Source organism: Lysinibacillus sp. KCTC 33748 (genome assembly GCF_002237755.1).
Lineage (GTDB): Bacteria > Bacillota > Bacilli > Bacillales_A > Planococcaceae > Lysinibacillus.
On record NZ_MWSJ01000002.1, the window covers coordinates 366,048 to 383,837 of the forward strand.

The window sequence follows — 17,790 nt, forward strand, 5'->3', positions numbered from 1 at the left end:
ATAGGGAGATGGATGGAAGGCTTTTAATAATGAGTTTTTCTATCCTTATTCACGTGGAATAAGGATTTTTTTATGCATTTTTCTAATCATAGTCATGACGATTACTTTGAGTTTCAAGTTAGTAGTATGGTGGACAAACATACAGATATCAATTTTCTAACACCTAAGAAAAGACAGGAGCAATCATAATGATATTTTTTAAAAAATTATTACCTTTCATTCTAATACTGATGTTAACCATTTTAGCAGGCTGTTCAAGCTCGAGTGAAGGTAATGGAAGTAAAACTTCTAACGAAGAAAAAATGATAACAGTTGGCTGGCCGCTAGATATAGGGCCTTTAAATCCGCATACCTATTTACCAAACCAAATGACTGCACAAGCAATGGTGTATGAATCATTGGTAGAGTATAACGATGACGGAACAATATCGCCAAAATTAGCGGAGAGCTGGGAAATTTCTGACGATAAAACAGCGTACATATTTCATCTTAGACAAGATGTAAAATACTCAGATGGGACAGCCTTTAATGCTGATAATGTTATTCGAAATTTTAAAGCAGTTTTAGCAGATCGTGATACACACTCCTGGATGGGGATGGTGAATCATATTGTAGATGTTGTGAAAGAAGATGACTATACAATTCGTCTACAATTAGATGCGCCCTATTACCCTGTATTAAATGAACTGGCTTTTGTGCGACCATTCCGCTTCTTAGGGGATAACGGATTCCCTGAAGGAGATACAACTAATAAAGGTATTAATGCTCCGGTTGGAACAGGTCCATGGGTATTAACCGAATATAAAAAAGATCAATATGCACTCTTTAGCCGCAACGAACATTATTGGGGTGAAAAGCCACTAGTAGACAAAGTAAAAGTGAAAATTATACCTGATTCAGAATCTATTTCACTAGCATTTGAAAACGAAGAATTAGACTTAATTTATGGTCGAGGCATTATTAGCTTAGATAACTACACTTTCTTAAAAGATAGCGATCAATACAAAACGGCAGTATCTGAACCTTTATCTACACGTGCATTACTTTTTAATACTCAATCTGGTCCTTTAGCAGAATTAAAAGTACGTCAGGCTATTCAACACGCTGTTAATAAAGAACAAATGGTTGAAAGTATTACTCATGGAACAGAAAAAGTTGCCAATACACTGTTTTGGGACGCTATTCCATATGCCAATATTGATTTAAAACCAATACTATTTAATCCAGAAAAAGCCGAGCAGTTATTAGATGAAGCAGGTTGGACATTAAAAAGTGGTGATAAAATCCGTTCCAAAAATGGGCAACCTCTTCAATTAGATTTAATCTATATTGCAACAGATGCTATCCAAAAACCAATGGCAGAGTTAATGCAAGGGGAATTAGCAAAAATAGGCGTCCAATTAAACCTTGAAGGTGCTGATGTAATGGTAGGGCTCCAAAAATTAATGGATAATCAAGTAGATATTAATTTCTGGCGCACAAATGGTCCACCAACAGACCCACACAGCTTCGCAAATGAATCAGCAACACCGAATGCAAATGGCGTTTATGAAGCGAAATTAGGCCTAGATAACGCAGCACAAATTGATGGCAAAATACATCAACTATTAATTGGTACAAATGAAGCGGAACGTGTGCAATTGTATAAAGATATTTTAACAATGTTCCATGACCAAGCATTATTTTATCCAATTTCATATGAAACGAATAACGTTATTTACCATAAACATATGAAAGATTTTAATCCTAGTGCATCTGAATACGATATTCCTTATGCTCAAATGGATTTAAAGTAAGAGAATGAGAAGAGAGTGGGTCTACTATGGCTCCTCTCTTTTTGCACTATGAAGACTTGGGAAGTGATGAAAGAAATGTACGAATCAACTTGGCTTTTTTGTCTAAAACGAGTGATTACATTACCATTTGTTTTGCTAGGGGTTTCGATAATGACCTTTTTATTTATTCGTTTTGTTCCAGTAGATCCAGCGGAGGTCATACTTAGACTGTCAGGAGTCGCCCCGACAGCAGAAGCAATACAGGCGCTACGATCGGAATTAGGCACTGATCAACCTTTGTCTATTCAATATTTTATATGGCTAAAAGGTGTGTTGTACTTCGATTTTGGTACATCATTTGTGAGTAAATTACCCGTTGCTCAAGAAATATTAGAGAAACTACCGGCAACTTTTGAATTAGCCCTAGCTGCATTTGTATGTATTATTTGCTTTAGTATTCCTCTAGGTATTATAAGTGCTCTTTATAAAAATTCCGTATTTGATAAGATAGTTGGCTTATTATCTATTATCAGTGTATCCATCCCAACTTTTTGGTTAGGCTTTTTTCTTTTATACTTATTCAGTTTGAAGCTAGGCATTTTCCCGACAAATGGTAAAGGGACTATTTTACATATGATTTTACCAGCCGTGGCTTTGGCATTACCAACTACTGGATTGTTTGTTCAAGCAATTCGTACAAGTGTCATAGAAGAATTACAAAAATATTATGTTCAGTATGCATATTTAAGAGGTTTAAAAAAAACTGTTATTCTCAGTCGACATGTCTTCAAAAATGCAGCTATACCGTTGACGACGATGCTTGGCATGACACTTGGAAATTTATTAGGCGGGGCAGTTATTGTAGAGCAAGTATTTAGCTGGCCAGGGTTAGGTCGCTACTTAATAGAATCAATTATTAATAGGGATTATCCTGTTGTGCAATGTTATGTTCTAATAATTGCTATCATCTATGTTTTTGCTAATTTATGTACTGATATATTGCATCGAGTTCTTGACCCTCGGCTAAATGGAGAGGGGGGGAGAGTAGAGTGATTATATTACACAAAAATTTAAATGGTAAACAACTGACTAGTATAACACTTCTCACATTTATTGGGATATTGGGGCTTTTTGCGCCGTTTATCATGCCGCATGATCCTTTTTTGGTAGACGTCTCTAAAAAGTTTTTAGAACCATCATGGGCATATCCTCTCGGCACAGATCATTTAGGGCGATGTATACTTTCACGTATACTGTTAGGCATTCGCTATTCTTTGGGATCAGCTTTATTTATTCAATTAGTAGCAACCTTTTTCGCTATTTGGATAGGGGCAATAGTGGCTTTTAAAAGGGGGATAATTGATTTTTTATTTATTCGAATCTGTGATATTTTATTAGCTTTCCCTACGCTTGTTCTTGCTTTTGGACTTATAGGTATTTTGGGTCCAAGCTTAAGAAATCTATTATTGGCACTTATTTTTACTCAAACTATTTATTATTCAAGAATTTTAAGAGGCTTATTTATAAGCGTTCACGCAAAAGAATTTATAAAAGCTGCTAAAATTAGTGGAACCTCAGGAGTTAAGCTAATCCAACGCCATTTCGTGCCAAATATTATGGCACCGATGCTGACTATTATTTCTTTAGATTTAGGAAAAGTCATTCTAGAAATTGCTGGCTTCTCATTTATTGGATTAGGTGTTCAAGCTCCTACTCCTGAGTGGGGAATGATGATAAGTGAAGGTAAACAGTATATTCGACAACATCCTGAACTTATGCTTTATCCAGGTGTAGCAATAATCATTGTAGTTCTATTATTTAACCTCATATCTCGTCATAACAAGCAAGTTAATCATTGAAAGGAATAGTTATGGAAAGAAAAATCTTATTACAAGTCAAAGATTTAAATGTACAAATAGGAGAACAGGAAATCCTATCTTCTATTAATTTAACTGCAAATAAAGGACGCATATTAGGTATTATCGGTGAAAGTGGTAGTGGTAAGTCGATGTTATGTCAAGCAATTATGCAATCTATTCCAGCTGAAGCAAAATCGACGGGTCAAATTTTATATCAAGATATTGATTTAACATCTGTAACAAAAGAAAGATTGCGAGATTACCGAGGAAGGCACATGTCGATGATTACACAAAATCCTTTGGCAGCTTTTGATAGTATTCAAACAATAGAAATGCATTTTAGGGAAACATTAAAAGCACATTACGTCTTACATAAAAAAGAAATAAGACAGATAGCTATTTCCTCTATGAATAAAGTAAATTTACCTAATCCGGAAAAACTTTTGCAATATTATCCTTTCCAATTAAGTGGAGGGATGTTACAACGTGTAATGATTGCTCTTTCGTTTGCGATGCAACCTAAATTATATATAGCCGATGAGCCTACAACAGCTCTTGATACAGTCAATCAAAAGAAAATATTATCATTGTTCAATCAAATTCGAAATGACACCGATGCAGCGATTATTATCGTCACACATGATCTTGGTGTTATTGCTGAACTTGCTGATGAAGTTGCTGTTATGTATAAGGGAGAACTTATCGAGCAGGCGAATGTCTTTGATTTTTTTGACGCGCCACAGCATTGGTATACAAAGAAACTTTTACAATCGAGAATCGATTTTTAGAGGAGGTAGTAAATGGCTCTATTAGAGGTGATGAATGTAGAGAAGTACTATCATCAGAGACAGTCATTTATACAAAAAAACCTAGAAATACCTGTATTACAACAAGTCACATTTTCACTTCAGGAAGGCGAATGCTTAGGAGTAGTCGGCCAAAGTGGCTCAGGAAAAAGTACTTTAGCTCGGATCATTTTGGGCATAGAGAATCCAACGAGTGGGATTGTACGATTTAATAATGTGAATCTATATCAAGCTAGCTCTAAAGAAAAGAAGGGGATTCGAAGAGATTTACAAGCTGTTTTTCAAAATAGCTTTAACTCCTTTAATCCAAAGCAAACTATTGCAGAGATAATAGAAGAACCACTTCTTAATTTCGAGAATTTTTCCAAAAGCGAAAGGCAACGTAAGGTCGAGGAGCTACTGAACTGTGTCGAGTTAGAAAGCAATATGGCAAATAAATATCCTTCACAGCTTAGTGGAGGTCAACAGCAACGCGTAAATATTGCGAGAGCAATTGCTATAAACCCAAAATTAATTGTGTTAGATGAGGCTATCAGTAGCCTTGATATGATATTGCAGAAAAATATATTGCAACTACTTCAATCACTACAAAAGCAACTGAAGTTATCTTATATTTTTATTTCTCATGATTTAAATGTAACACGCTTTATATCAGATAGAATACTAGTGATGCATAAAGGCCGACTTGTTGAGGAAATACACAAGGGCGATCCATTTAAACACCCCGCTTCACTCGAACTATTCAACGCTATTCTGCCTTTGCATCCCCGGGACAGACAAAAAACTTGTTAGCCTAAGGGATGATTTAAATAAATAAAAAATCGTAGCCAATTTTATAGCTACGATTTTTTGCTGTTAACTATGCAAAATAAAGCTGATACATCGAAGTCTCATCGTCAATAGATTTTGCGATTTCAAAGGCTTCTTGCTGTGTGCGCTCATTAGCAATGATTTCATACATAAATCTTATGAGAAACATTAAATTGTACTACCATCTATGTAATCATCCGGGGCCAAATAGGATTGACAACCGCTTTTTAAGAATGCAGTAGCTAGCTGCTTTTCATCTAAAGTACAGCCAGAGGCAATAACTTTCACATCTTTTAATGTACAGTAATTTAAGATCTCTTGTGGACCGAAATATTCACCTCTCGGTTCATTTAACTCATAAAAATCCTCACCTAGCTCTGTCATGCAAAAACGTCCTTCATCCCCATGGAAATTTAACATTAAATAATCTATTCGATCGTCTAAATCTTCCCCTGACAAAACATCAATTAAATCATTGAGTCTTCCAATTAAATGAAGAGTCACTCGTGCACCAAATGACTCAAGTAACAGAGCGTATTGCAAGCGATTCGATATCAGTTTCAGAGCCTACTACTAAACTAACGAATAAATTTGGTTTACTCATTTTCTACTATTCTCCTTTATTTTGGTTGCTGGTAGTTTACCTTAATTTTAGAAATTATTCCAACCAACGACGTGAACCCACAATGTGAAAGCTAGTTCGTAACCAACATCGTGTAATTGCTACCGCCATGTTTGCACTACGCCTTTTAATAGCCATAATAAATTTACAGAAGTCAATACCTTTGGAGATGTGTTTAAATTTTGTAAAAAATTAGTGTTGATTTATGATAAAAGACGCACTTCTTATGGGCTGAAAGATATGATTAGGCTATACTCAAGAGGATTAATGTTACTAGTAGAATAGAGGGAGTCGTATGAAATCAACGGTAGAACGAAAACTGCAATTTGCTTTTGGTATAGTTTTAGTATTTCTATTACTAATTACTAGTATTGCCATATACTTTTTAAATGATAATAAACATACACTTGCGGAAATCGAAAAAAATACGGAACTAATGAATTTGTATAATGATATTTCCTTTCAAACAGTTCGTGCAAATGCTGCCATTCGAGGGTATATGTTATATGGTAAAGAAGATATGCTCAACAATCATCAGGAAATACGAGAAACATTACATAAATCTATTCAGCGTATTGAAGAACTCGAACATAAAAATAAGGACTTTGAACAGTTTTTAAAGCAATTAGAAGCATGGGAAAAGCCTATAGATGAACAAATTGTACCGCTTTTTCAAAGTGGTGAAAAACAGCAAGCCCAGCAGTTGGCATTACCGGTTTTAGGGAAAGGCTCTCTAAAGCTTGTTGAGTTTGGGAAAACGATGGCAACTGCTCAGCAGGACGAAATGCAAGCGCGTATAGAGGCTACTAAGCAAAAAGGCGACAGAAGTGGCAAAGAGATTGCTGTACTAGCAATAGTATCCTTACTTATAAGCATTATTATTGCGACAGTTTTTGGGCGAAGAGTAGCAAAAAATATTCAGCAAACAGTAGTAGAAATGGACAAATTCTCAACTGGCAATCTACAAACGCACCTGCAATTTAAAACAAAAGATGAGTTTGCCCAACTGGCAGCTTCATTTAATTCGATGTCAGAAAAGCTTCAACATACGATGAAGCAAGTTGGTAATTCGGCTGAACAGGTAGCAGCAACATCCGAGCAGCTCACAGCGAGTAGTATGGAAGTAACACAGGCAACAGAAGTTGTCTCAGAATCGATTCAAGATATTGCACATGGTATTGAAGAACAGGATACATTAACAGGTGATGTACGAAACTTATCCTCGCACATTTTGAAAAAGATGGATGATATATCAACGAATATTGATCATGTTAACAATGCAACTGTAGAAACTAAAAATATGGCTAGCATAGGGCGTTCCTCAGTTCGTAATGTCATTGAACAGATGAATGACATTACGAATAATACAGAAGAGCTAAGTACACGTGTTAAAGACTTAGATGAAAATACAGAAGCGATTGTCTCAGCAGTCAATGTTATTAAAAATATTGCTACCCAAACAAATCTATTGGCGATTAACGCCTCTATAGAAGCGGCGCGCAGTGGTGAGCATGGTAAGGGCTTTGCTGTAGTGGCAGAAGAGGTACGGAAGCTAGCAGATGAATCGAATCTAGCAGCGGTAGATATTGAAAAGGTTGTTTTGCAAATTACTGAAGATACAAGAATTATCGAGGAAGATATGATCAGTAGTAATGATTCAGTATTGGTTGGTCGTGAGAAAGTAAATGTGGCAAGAGATAATTTCATTCAAATTGACGATGCCATTAATGATGTGCAAGCTCAAACCGAATCAGTTACAGCGGCTATTCGAATAATCCATCAAGATATTGAAAAACTTGTAAAAGAAATTGACTACATTAGTGAAGTATCCATGAAATCGAGTAGCAATGTTCAAAGTGTTGCAGCATCCTCTGAGGAACAAAATGCGGCGATGGAAGAAGTAGCGGCTGCCTCTACACATTTGGCAAAAATGGCGATTGACTTGCAAGAATCCATTCAGACATTTAAGTACTAACACAAGAACCCCTATGAATCTCATAAAGGTTGATTCTTAGGGGTTCTATGTTTAGTGGATAGTGGCGGGGAGAGCTCGAATTATGTCGAGAAAATCAAAAAAATGAAATAAGGTCTTTGAAATTAAGTATTTCGTCCGATAAAAATAAAAGAAGGAAATTTATTCGATATGAGAAGGGGAGGTTGTGTGCTGGGGAATTCTTTGAATCTAAAAAGAAACCACGAAATGAGACAAAATACATTTTAAGAACTAGGAAAGACAAAAGGAGAGCTGTTGCATGAAACGATTATTTGGAAGCTTTAAAGGTAAGCTCTACACATTATTTGCTCTTATCTTACTAATACCAGTTATTTCTGTAGGTAGCTTATCGTATCTTTCAGCAAAAAATTCGATAAAAAAAGAAATACTTGTTAGTACGGATGAAAGTGTAGAAATTTTAAATACGTTAATTGATAAAACCATTAGTGAAAAAACAAATGACATCAATGTGTTTAGCGAAATAGATTCTTCTAAGTATGAACAGCAGGGGGCAGCGGTACAAACAAAATTTCAACAATACATAAAGCTACATCCGGATGTTCTGAGCATTTATCTTGGAACAAATGAGGGCGCATTATTTGTAGAACCAAAATCGAATAGCGCTGATTACAATCCTTTAGAAAGAGATTGGTATAAAGAAGCTACAGCTTTGAAGGGAGAAGTTTTAATTACGAATCCTTATAAAGATGTAGCTACTGGAGATATGGTCGTAACAGTTGCTCGTCAGGTACAAGATCAATCTGGGGTAGTGGCAATTGATATAAAATTGACAAACCTTCAAAAAATTTCGGACTCTATTAATATTGGAAAAAATGGATATTCTTCTATTTTTGATGAAAACAAGAGTGTCATTTCACACCCAACTATAGAACCCGGTAGCGAATTAAACGAAAGCTTCCTCGACAAAATGTATGACAGTAAATCTGGCACGTATGATTATGTCTTTGACGGTGATGACCGTATTATGTTCTTTACAACGAATGAACTGACAAACTGGAAAATTACAGGAACAATTTTTGCAAAGGAAATTGACGAATCAGCATCACCCATTTTGGAAAAAACGTTTCTTGTACTAATTGCTGCGATTGTAATCAGTTCGATTGTATTCTTTTTTGTTATGAAGGCAATTATCAAACCGATTAGATTACTAAAGGATAGTGCAGTAACCATTAGTAAAGGTGATTTAACAGAGAAAGTGATAATCACTTCTCATGACGAGATTGGACAGCTAGGACAAGCCTTTAACGATATGCAAGACAGTTTAAGAACTCTTATTCAAAAAATCGAACAAAATGCTGAAGAGGTAGCTTCGTCGGCAGAAGAGCTAACTGCCAATGCCACTCAAACGAGCATAGCGACAGAAAAGGTGGCCATTTCAATTCAAGATGTTGCGTCGAGCGCAGACACGCAAACGAAGAGTGCCAATAAAAATGCAGAATCGTTACAGGAACTTTCTAAGGCCATTCTTCATATCGCGGAAATCTCTTCTACTGTGACGGATCTTTCACAGCATGCAACGCTACAGGCAGACGAAGGTGGACAGGCAGTCCGAAATACAAAAGATCAAATGCAATCTATTCATGTATCGGTGACCGATTCCAACACGAAAATTCAATCGTTACATGAACGCTCTCAGCAAATTACGTCCATATTAGATGTAATTACAAGCATTGCAGACCAAACGAACTTACTTGCTCTCAATGCTGCGATTGAGGCAGCAAGAGCAGGGGAGCACGGAAAAGGCTTTGCAGTTGTTGCTGATGAAGTAAGAAAGCTGGCGGAGCAATCACAGAAATCTGCACAACAAATTTTCGAGTTAATCCATGGTATCCAGTTAGAAACAGAACAATCCGTAAACATCATGGCAAAAGTAACTGAGGATGTACAAAATGGGTTACATGTATCAGATGAAGCCATCACGAAGTTCCAAGTGATTATGTCAAGTATGGATGCGATTACTCCTAAAATGGAAGAGGTATCTTCTGCCTCAGAACAAATGTCAGCAAGTGTACAAGAGGTGACTGCTGTAACAGAAGATTTGGCATTCTCAGCAAAAGGAAATGCAGCTGCCTCAGAGGATGTTGCAGCGTCTACAGAGGAACAATTAGCTTCGATGGAAGAAATAAATGCTTCTGCACAAGCGCTTGCTCATATGGCAGACGAGTTAAAACAGCTCATTAGCCAATTTAAATATTAATAGACATACGAAAAAATGCCATTTCTCTTTTGAGGGATGGCATTTTTAAAAAAATATTGTGTCAATGAGTTTAAGGTTTCATTTTAAATAAAGTATGGCTCTTCGGCAAAATGAATGGGCGCTTTCTTGAGTCCTTAGTTAATAGTAAGAGGTTGTTTTTCCGATAAAACAGGATTTTGTTTCGATAAATCTTTAAAGTATTCATATAAAAACGAACTAAAGCGGCTTTCGCGATATTGTCTTGTAGCTATAGAAAATATTCGCAAAGATTCCCTTAAGTATTTTGTTTTTCAACACTAATAACCGAGAATGGGACTTAACTAATTGATAGAGAAGAAAAAGAGAAATCGAATAACATCGATTTCTCTTTTTTATTGATGGACCAAGTCATTCTATAATCTTTACCTTATATAATAATGGAAGTGTATTTCCGGAAATTTAATGGCATCAATACAAAGCCTAATTCGTTTTCAACCTTTTATTAACCACGGACAGAAACACGGACAGAAAATCGAATGAAACGAAAATTAGTCTTTAAGAATCCAAAAACAGGTTCTACATTGATTTTTCGTTGTCGATAGATGGCACCTGTTTTTTCTTCTGAAAGCTTATATTCTTTTTGTTCTTCCCGCTTTTATGTTTTGTGCGACAGCAACACAGTTTTATCTGTGCGAAAGCGAAGCGACAGTAAAAATTATGCCAAGGCTAAATCAAAAAAATGAAAAAAGGGGTTTGAAATTAAGTATTTCGTCCGATAAAAACATTGGGTGATATTTCATCGTTAAAAGAAGGGAAGCGGCATTCTTTCCGAGCCTAAACCATCGAGTAGTAAAAGAAACACAAAAATACATAGCTCAAGAATTTTGAAGACTAAAGGAGAACTGTTGCATGAAAAAATTATTTAGAAGCTTTAAGGGTAAGCTCTACACATTATTTGCTCTTATCTTACTAATACCAGTTATTTCTGTAGGAAGCTTATCGTATCTTTCAGCAAAAAATTCGATAAAAGAAGAAATACTTTTTAGTGCGGATGAAAGTGTTAAAATTTTGAATACGTTAATTGATAGTGCTATTAGCACAAAAATAAATGAAGTCGCTACCTTTAGCGAGGAAATAAATTCTTCTAAGTACGAACAGAAGGAAACTAAAATACTACCAAATTTTCAAGAATATATGAAGCTAAGTCCAGATGTTTTAAGCATTTATGTTGGAACAAATGACGGAGAAGTATTTGTAGAACCAAAATCGAATAGCGCTGATTATAATCCTTTGGAAAGGGATTGGTATAAAGAGGCTACGGCATTAAAAGGCGAAACTTTAATTACGAATCCTTACATAGATGCAGGGACTGGAGAAATGGTCGTAACAGTTGCTCAACAGCTAAAAGATCAATCTGGGGTAGTGGCAATTGATTTAAAATTGACAGACATTCAAAAACTTGCGAACTCTATAAAAATAGGGAAAAAGGGATATCCCTCTATTTTTGGTGAAAATAACTTGGTCATTTCACATCCTACATTAGAAGCAGGTAAGGAATTAAATGAGAGCTTCCTTAATCAAATGTATGACAGTAAATCTGGCACGTATGATTATGTCTTTGACGGTGATGACCGTATTATGTTCTTTACAACGAATGAACTGACAGATTGGAAAATCACAGGGACAATTTTTGCAAAGGAAATTGATGAATCAGCATCACCCATTTTGGAAAAAACGTTTCTTGTACTAATTGCTGCGATTGTAATCAGTTCGATTGTATTCTTTTTTGTTATGAAGGCAATTATAAAACCAATTGGATTACTAAAGGATAGTGCAGTAACTATTAGTAAAGGTGATTTAACAGAGAAAGTGACAATCACTTCTCATGACGAGATTGGACAGCTAGGACAAGCCTTTAACGATATGCAAGACAGTTTAAGAACTCTTATCCAAAAAATTGAACAAAATGCTGAAGAGGTAGCTTCGTCGGCAGAAGAGCTAACAGCCAATGCCACTCAAACAAGCACTGCGACTGAAAAGGTGGCCATTTCGATTCAAGATGTTGCGTCGAGCGCAGACACGCAAACGACGAGTGCCAATAAGAATGCAGAATCGTTACAGGAACTTTCTAAGGCCATTCTTCATATCGCGGAAATCTCTTCTACTGTGACGGATCTTTCACAGCATGCAACGCTACAGGCAGACGAAGGTGGACAGGCAGTCCGAAATACAAAAGATCAAATGCAATCTATTCATGTATCGGTGACCGATTCCAACACGAAAATTCAATCGTTACATGAACGCTCTCAGCAAATTACGTCCATTTTAGATGTGATTACAAGCATTGCTGATCAAACGAACTTACTTGCTCTCAATGCAGCTATTGAGGCAGCAAGAGCAGGAGAGCACGGAAAAGGCTTTGCAGTTGTTGCTGATGAAGTTAGAAAGCTGGCGGAGCAATCGCAGGAATCTGCAAAGCAAATTTTCGGCCTAATCAATGGTATTCAATTAGAAACAGAACAATCCGTAAACATCATGGCAAAGGTTACGGAGGATGTTCAAAATGGACTACAAGTATCGGATGAAGCCATCACTAAATTCCAAATGATTAAAACGAGCATGGATAAAATTACTCCTAAAATGGAAGAGGTATCTTCTGCCTCTGAACAAATGTCAGCAGGTGTACAAGAAGTGACTGCTGTAACGGAAGATTTGGCATTCTCAGCAAAAGGAAATGCAGCTGCCTCAGAGGATGTTGCAGCGTCTACAGAGGAACAATTAGCTTCGATGGAAGAAATTAATGCTTCTGCACAAGCGCTTGCTCATATGGCAGACGAGCTAAAGCAGCTAATTAGTCAATTTAAATATTAATTTAAACATAACAAAAAACGCCATTCCGTTTGAGGAATGGCGTTTTTGTATAGATTATCGATCTTCTTCCCAGCAATCAGTATTTTTCAATGTTGGGATTGATTTTGCATAAAATACAGGATTTTTGCCTGCATTGCGTTGCATTGTAAAGTCGTCTAACACTTGGAAGGCAATTTTACCAAGTAACAAGATGATCGTAATATTGATGATAGCCATTAGTCCCATGAATAGGTCTGCTAAGTTCCAAACAAGCTCTACTTGCGCAAGAGAACCAAACATCACCATAGCAAGAACTAAAATACGGTAGACAAACATCCAACTTTTATGAGCATTCATAAACTCAATATTAGATTCACCGTAATAGTAATTTCCAACGATCGAACTAAAGGCAAAGAAAATAATAGAAATTGCAATAAAGTAAGGAGCCCATCCACCTACATGTACAGCTAAGGAATTTTGTGTAAGAATAATTCCATTACTTTCACCAGTATTATATAGACCCGCTAAAATAATGATAAATGCTGTTGCAGAACAAATCATAATTGTATCAAAAAATACACCTAAACTTTGCACTAACCCTTGCTTCGCAGGATGTGAGGTATTAGCTGTAGCTGCGGCATTAGGGACACTACCCATACCGGCTTCATTAGAAAATAAGCCACGGCGTACACCTTGCATAATAGCAGCACCAATCGCACCACCAGCAGCTTCCTGAAGACCAAACGCTTCTGTGAAAATCAGTTTGAAAACGGCAGGTATTTCAGTCAGATTCGTTACAATAACAAATAGAGCTACAGCTAAATAGAAAACTGCCATCACGGGTACAAGTACTTGCGTAACTTTTACGATTCTATGTACGCCACCAAAAATAATCATGGCCGTTAACACAACTAGAATAATACCAATGATAGTAGGATTAATATTAAATGCCTCACCTACAGAAGTTGCAATCGTATTCGATTGTACCGCATTAAATATAAAGCCAAAGCTTAACGTTAAAAGAATACCAAAAATAACCCCTAATTTACGTTGGCCTAACGCTTTTTCCATATAATAGGCTGGTCCACCACGGAACGTATCGCCATCCTTTACTTTGTACACCTGTGCAAGCGTACTTTCAATAAAGGCAGTCGCCATTCCTAAGATGGCAATAATCCACATCCAAAATACTGCTCCAGGTCCACCTACACCGATGGCTAATGCAACACCTGTAATATTCCCAGTACCTACACGTGAGGCTGCGCTAATCGTAAAGGCTTGGAACGGAGAAACACCTGAATCTCCCTCTCTTTTCTCCACTATTAAACGAAACATTTCAGGGAAAAGTCGAATTTGGACAAATTTTGTGCCAAATGAAAAATACAATCCAGCAGCTATTAACAATGTGATAATGCAATATGTCCATAAAATATTATTAGTATCACCTACAATATTCGATAACCATTCCATTTGCTTTCCTCCAATCTCAATACGCTTTAGTCTACACTGTTTTTTTGCAATATATCCACTTTTTGAAAATACAGAATTGTATTAATTTTTTTGTGCGACGCAATATTTTTACAATATTTGATATATATATCCCTAGATGTTGATTAGTATTACTTTTTTGTTTTCTGGGTTTCCATTTATTGTGTTATTGATTTTGAATGGTTTAATTGGCTTTTCATATTCTCTATTAACTTCTTTCAGTAGAGATCTCTACCTCTATAGGTGGTGAGAAGAATACGGATTTAATCTACTTTTCAATAGGTGTACAACATACGCTGAAATAGAGGAACTCAGTCTAAGAACGCCACGTCCTGTGGAAAGGCATAATTGATTTGAGTATAAAGATGCTAGTTACTTTTTTATTAGTATTAATATTGTTGTTACCTCTATCCCCATCCTATTAATTAGATAGTTACGCTCTTAAAAAGAAAAGCGGTAGAAATGGAGGAAGGAGAATACAAACAGCAAAATTTTTGAAAATTCCCTTATTTATTGTGGCTTTTTAGTATAATAATAAAATCATAGCCTTATTAACAAAAGTAGGGTATAGCATTTGTTGAAACCGAGTCGATTAGAGTGAAGACTGAGGCCGCAAAAAAGGCGCTAGTCGAGCGGAAATCAACATGATGTTTCGGGTAATCAGTCAAATTAAAGGGGGAATTTGTATGAAAACTATTGGCATGATTGGTGGTATGAGCTGGGAGTCTTCTGCGGAGTATTACCGTCTTATAAATCAAGAGGTAAAGACACAATTAGGAGGCTTACATTCAGCCAAATGTATTTTGTATAGTGTAGATTTTCAAGAAATTGAGCATTACCAAGCTAAGGGAGATTGGGAGAAGGCTGGGCAAGTGTTGGGAGAAGCAGCTCAATCTCTAGAGAGTGCAGGGGCAGATTTTATTATCATTTGTACAAATACAATGCACAAAGTTATAGATATCGTTGCCGCAAAAATCCAAATACCGATTTTACATATAGCGGATGCGACAGCAAATCAAATAGAAAAAGCTAGTTTACAGAAAGTTGCCCTTCTTGGGACAAAGTACACGATGGAACAAGATTTCTATAAAGCTAGAGTAGAGGGATTTGGTATTGAAGTGATTGTTCCACTTGCTGACGAGCGTACTGAGGTCAATCGTATCATCTATGAGGAATTATGTTTGGGCCAAATTGAACAAACATCGAAGGAATATTATTTACATGTAATTGAAAACCTTGTGCAGTCGGGAGCACAAGGAATTATATTAGGCTGTACAGAGATTGGATTACTTATTAAACAGGAAGATCTAGAAGTACCAGTTTTTGATACAGCAATTCTTCATGCAATGGCTGCTGTAAATATGGCGATTCATAAGGGGGAGTAAAATGAAAGTACGAGATAGGGGAATCGTTATTGGAACAATACCCACTGGTGAGAAAAATTGTATTACCGATGTAGCTGGCGTGCATGTAGGTCATGTAACGCTCGATGAGAAGTTGAATCAAGACGGCGCTTATGCCTGTACAGGAGTAACAGCGATTTTACCGCATAATGGCAATTTATTTCAGCAAAAGGTTACTGCTGCAAGCTATGTGATAAATGGTTTTGGGAAAACGACAGGGCTCGTTCAAGTGAATGAACTAGGGGTTATTGAATCACCAATTATGCTAACGAATACATTTGGCGTTCCAGCTGTAACACAAGGAACGTTACAATTTATGCTAGATTCGAATAGTGAAATAGGTCATTCAACAGGAACAATTAATATCGTAGTCGGGGAATGTAACGATAGCTATTTAAACTCTATCCGAGAATGTCCTATCACACCGGAGCATGCTGTGGAAGCAATCCGCAACGCATCAAATGAAACAGCAAAGGAAGGGGCAGTTGGTGCAGGAAAAGGAATGATGTGCTTTGGCTATAAAGGTGGGATTGGCTCATCTTCCCGAACTGTGACGCATGAGTCAACGAACTATACGGTAGGATGTATGGTCCTTAGTAATTTCGGGCAAAGCTCAGAGTTTCAAGCACATCGATATATTGCTTCGAACGGTCAAAGTGAATCGACATTATCTCCGACAGATGGTTCCATTATCATCGTACTTGCCACGGATGCGCCGCTTAGTAGTCGTCAACTGACACGTTTCATTAAACGCTGTAGTATCGGATTAGGGCGTACAGGCAGTCATTTTTCACATGGTAGCGGAGATATAGTTATTGGCTTTACAACAGCCCATCATATCGCTCATCTATCCGATCAGCTCGTCGAAACACGTACACAACTACGTGAGGATCATCCTATTATGAATCAATTATTTGCAGCTGCTACAGAAGCAACAGAGGAAGCCATTTTAAATTCACTATCACAGGCACAGACTACAATTGGTCGACATGGACATAAAGTTGAAGCTTATCAATTCTAGCTTTATGAATGATGGAATGCCGTTAGATGAACAAGTGGAACATATTAATTTCAGCCCTTTGCTACCAAATGAGAAACAACTGCAAAAAATCTATAATTTTTCATTGCGTCCGGAAACAAAAGACAATCGCAGTTCTATTTACTTCTACGCAAAACTTCAAAATGGACTTATTCGAGTAAAACAATTTTTTTATGATTGGGCTTTCCCTTTTATTTATGCTGATACAAATTTGGTAAAACAGGGTAATCCTTTTATCATTAATAATAGAGTAGGCTTTATTGGAATTGATTATAAAAATAACAAGGCTTTAAGCTATTCTGTAGGATTTACAACGATAGAGATATCCGTTTTTGAAGGTGATGCCACTGACGAAGAGTTACTAGAATTTCTTGCGAATTTAATGGAAATAAACCGTGATTTATCAAAAAAATTTTTTGCTACTGTAAGTTATACAGCTAGATATGATCGAGGGAAATGGGGGGAAGATGAAGTAACGAGAGTAGAATGGTTTACTTCAGAAAGAATGAATTCTTTCTCCGAGACATTATTAGATTATAAGTTAGATTCGATTGGAATTGGTAAAGAAATAAATGAAGTCCAATTACTTTATCGACAGAAGGAAAATCTTACAGATGGATGTTGGATTTCAATAGCGCCGCAATCTCTTGAACAAGACTTACCAAAAACTGTAGGGAGAAATATCGGAATTCGTCAAAAATGGAGATTTAGATTATTGAAGATATCATATGAAAATAGAAAAATTGAAGTATATTACGGAGTTCAAGAAACTAAATATCCAGCAAGATGGTTCTGGTTTAACTTTGATAATAAAACTATTCAATGTCATATTCGTTCTTCTGTATATGAAACTTCATCTTTAGTGCGCGAAATATTAATAAAAATACTATTTACTTGGCCATTAGACCGTTTAGTAATTTCGAAATAATTAGAAGAGTTTACCTCCGT

The 17,790-nt window shown here is 36.5% G+C and carries 12 protein-coding genes and 2 pseudogenes; 11 read left to right on the forward strand and 3 right to left on the reverse strand.

The window, feature by feature from the left end:
* Window positions 1–188: 188 nt before the first annotated feature.
* The 5 genes from nikA (at window position 189) to B1B04_RS04590 (ending at window position 5,232) form a co-directional block, all read left to right on the forward strand.
* On the forward strand, window positions 189–1,796 hold the full coding sequence (gene nikA, locus B1B04_RS04570; protein WP_240518194.1) for a nickel ABC transporter substrate-binding protein: 1,608 nt from the start codon (window positions 189–191) through the stop codon (window positions 1,794–1,796).
* A 75-nt stretch (window positions 1,797–1,871) separates the two neighbouring features.
* Window positions 1,872–2,828, forward strand: a complete 957-nt coding sequence (nikB, locus tag B1B04_RS04575) for a nickel ABC transporter permease (RefSeq protein WP_276207741.1) — start codon at window positions 1,872–1,874, stop codon at window positions 2,826–2,828.
* Window positions 2,825–3,634: an ABC transporter permease subunit gene (locus B1B04_RS04580; RefSeq protein ID WP_240518195.1), complete on the forward strand. Its 810-nt coding sequence runs from the start codon at window positions 2,825–2,827 to the stop codon at window positions 3,632–3,634. The genes nikB and B1B04_RS04580 overlap by 4 nt, the downstream gene beginning before the upstream one ends.
* An 11-nt stretch (window positions 3,635–3,645) precedes the next feature.
* Entirely contained in the window at window positions 3,646–4,422 is a 777-nt protein-coding gene (locus B1B04_RS04585) for an ABC transporter ATP-binding protein (protein WP_079560137.1), read from the forward strand.
* Window positions 4,423–4,434: 12 nt separating this feature from the next.
* On the forward strand, window positions 4,435–5,232 hold the full coding sequence (locus B1B04_RS04590; protein ID WP_079560138.1) for an ABC transporter ATP-binding protein: 798 nt from the start codon (window positions 4,435–4,437) through the stop codon (window positions 5,230–5,232).
* A gap of 67 nt (window positions 5,233–5,299) precedes the next feature.
* Here B1B04_RS04590 and B1B04_RS04595 read toward each other — a convergent pair.
* Window positions 5,300–5,854 (reverse strand): annotated as a pseudogene (locus tag B1B04_RS04595) (delta-aminolevulinic acid dehydratase).
* A 313-nt stretch (window positions 5,855–6,167) separates the two neighbouring features.
* Between B1B04_RS04595 and B1B04_RS04600 the strand changes: the two are divergent.
* Window positions 6,168–7,847, forward strand: coding sequence for a methyl-accepting chemotaxis protein (locus B1B04_RS04600; protein ID WP_079560139.1), 1,680 nt, complete (start codon window positions 6,168–6,170; stop codon window positions 7,845–7,847).
* A 277-nt stretch (window positions 7,848–8,124) separates the two neighbouring features.
* On the forward strand, window positions 8,125–10,083 hold the full coding sequence (locus tag B1B04_RS04605; protein ID WP_079560140.1) for a methyl-accepting chemotaxis protein: 1,959 nt from the start codon (window positions 8,125–8,127) through the stop codon (window positions 10,081–10,083).
* Between the two features lie 418 nt (window positions 10,084–10,501).
* Here the strand turns inward: B1B04_RS04605 and B1B04_RS26055 are convergent.
* A pseudogene (locus B1B04_RS26055) lies at window positions 10,502–10,705 on the reverse strand (transposase); the annotation flags it as partial.
* Window positions 10,706–10,971: 266 nt separating this feature from the next.
* Here B1B04_RS26055 and B1B04_RS04610 point away from each other — a divergent pair.
* Window positions 10,972–12,933: a methyl-accepting chemotaxis protein gene (locus B1B04_RS04610; protein ID WP_079560141.1), complete on the forward strand. Its 1,962-nt coding sequence runs from the start codon at window positions 10,972–10,974 to the stop codon at window positions 12,931–12,933.
* Window positions 12,934–12,987: 54 nt separating this feature from the next.
* On the opposite strand, the gene B1B04_RS04615 is transcribed toward B1B04_RS04610, so the two are convergent.
* Complete coding sequence (locus tag B1B04_RS04615) at window positions 12,988–14,382, reverse strand: alanine/glycine:cation symporter family protein (RefSeq protein ID WP_079560142.1); 1,395 nt, start codon at window positions 14,380–14,382, stop codon at window positions 12,988–12,990.
* Between the two features lie 704 nt (window positions 14,383–15,086).
* Between B1B04_RS04615 and B1B04_RS04620 the strand changes: the two genes are divergently transcribed.
* From B1B04_RS04620 to B1B04_RS04630, 3 genes are read left to right on the forward strand one after another with little or no spacing between them, the layout of a single operon-like run.
* The gene (locus B1B04_RS04620; RefSeq protein WP_079560143.1) at window positions 15,087–15,785 is read left to right on the forward strand and encodes an aspartate/glutamate racemase family protein; all 699 of its coding nucleotides are present in this window, start codon (window positions 15,087–15,089) and stop codon (window positions 15,783–15,785) included.
* A 1-nt stretch (window position 15,786) separates the two neighbouring features.
* The gene (locus tag B1B04_RS04625) at window positions 15,787–16,824 is read left to right on the forward strand and encodes a DmpA family aminopeptidase (RefSeq protein WP_079560144.1); all 1,038 of its coding nucleotides are present in this window, start codon (window positions 15,787–15,789) and stop codon (window positions 16,822–16,824) included.
* Window positions 16,805–17,770, forward strand: coding sequence for a hypothetical protein (locus tag B1B04_RS04630; RefSeq protein ID WP_079560145.1), 966 nt, complete (start codon window positions 16,805–16,807; stop codon window positions 17,768–17,770). Before B1B04_RS04625 ends, B1B04_RS04630 begins: the two co-directional genes overlap by 20 nt.
* Window positions 17,771–17,790 lie beyond the last annotated feature (20 nt).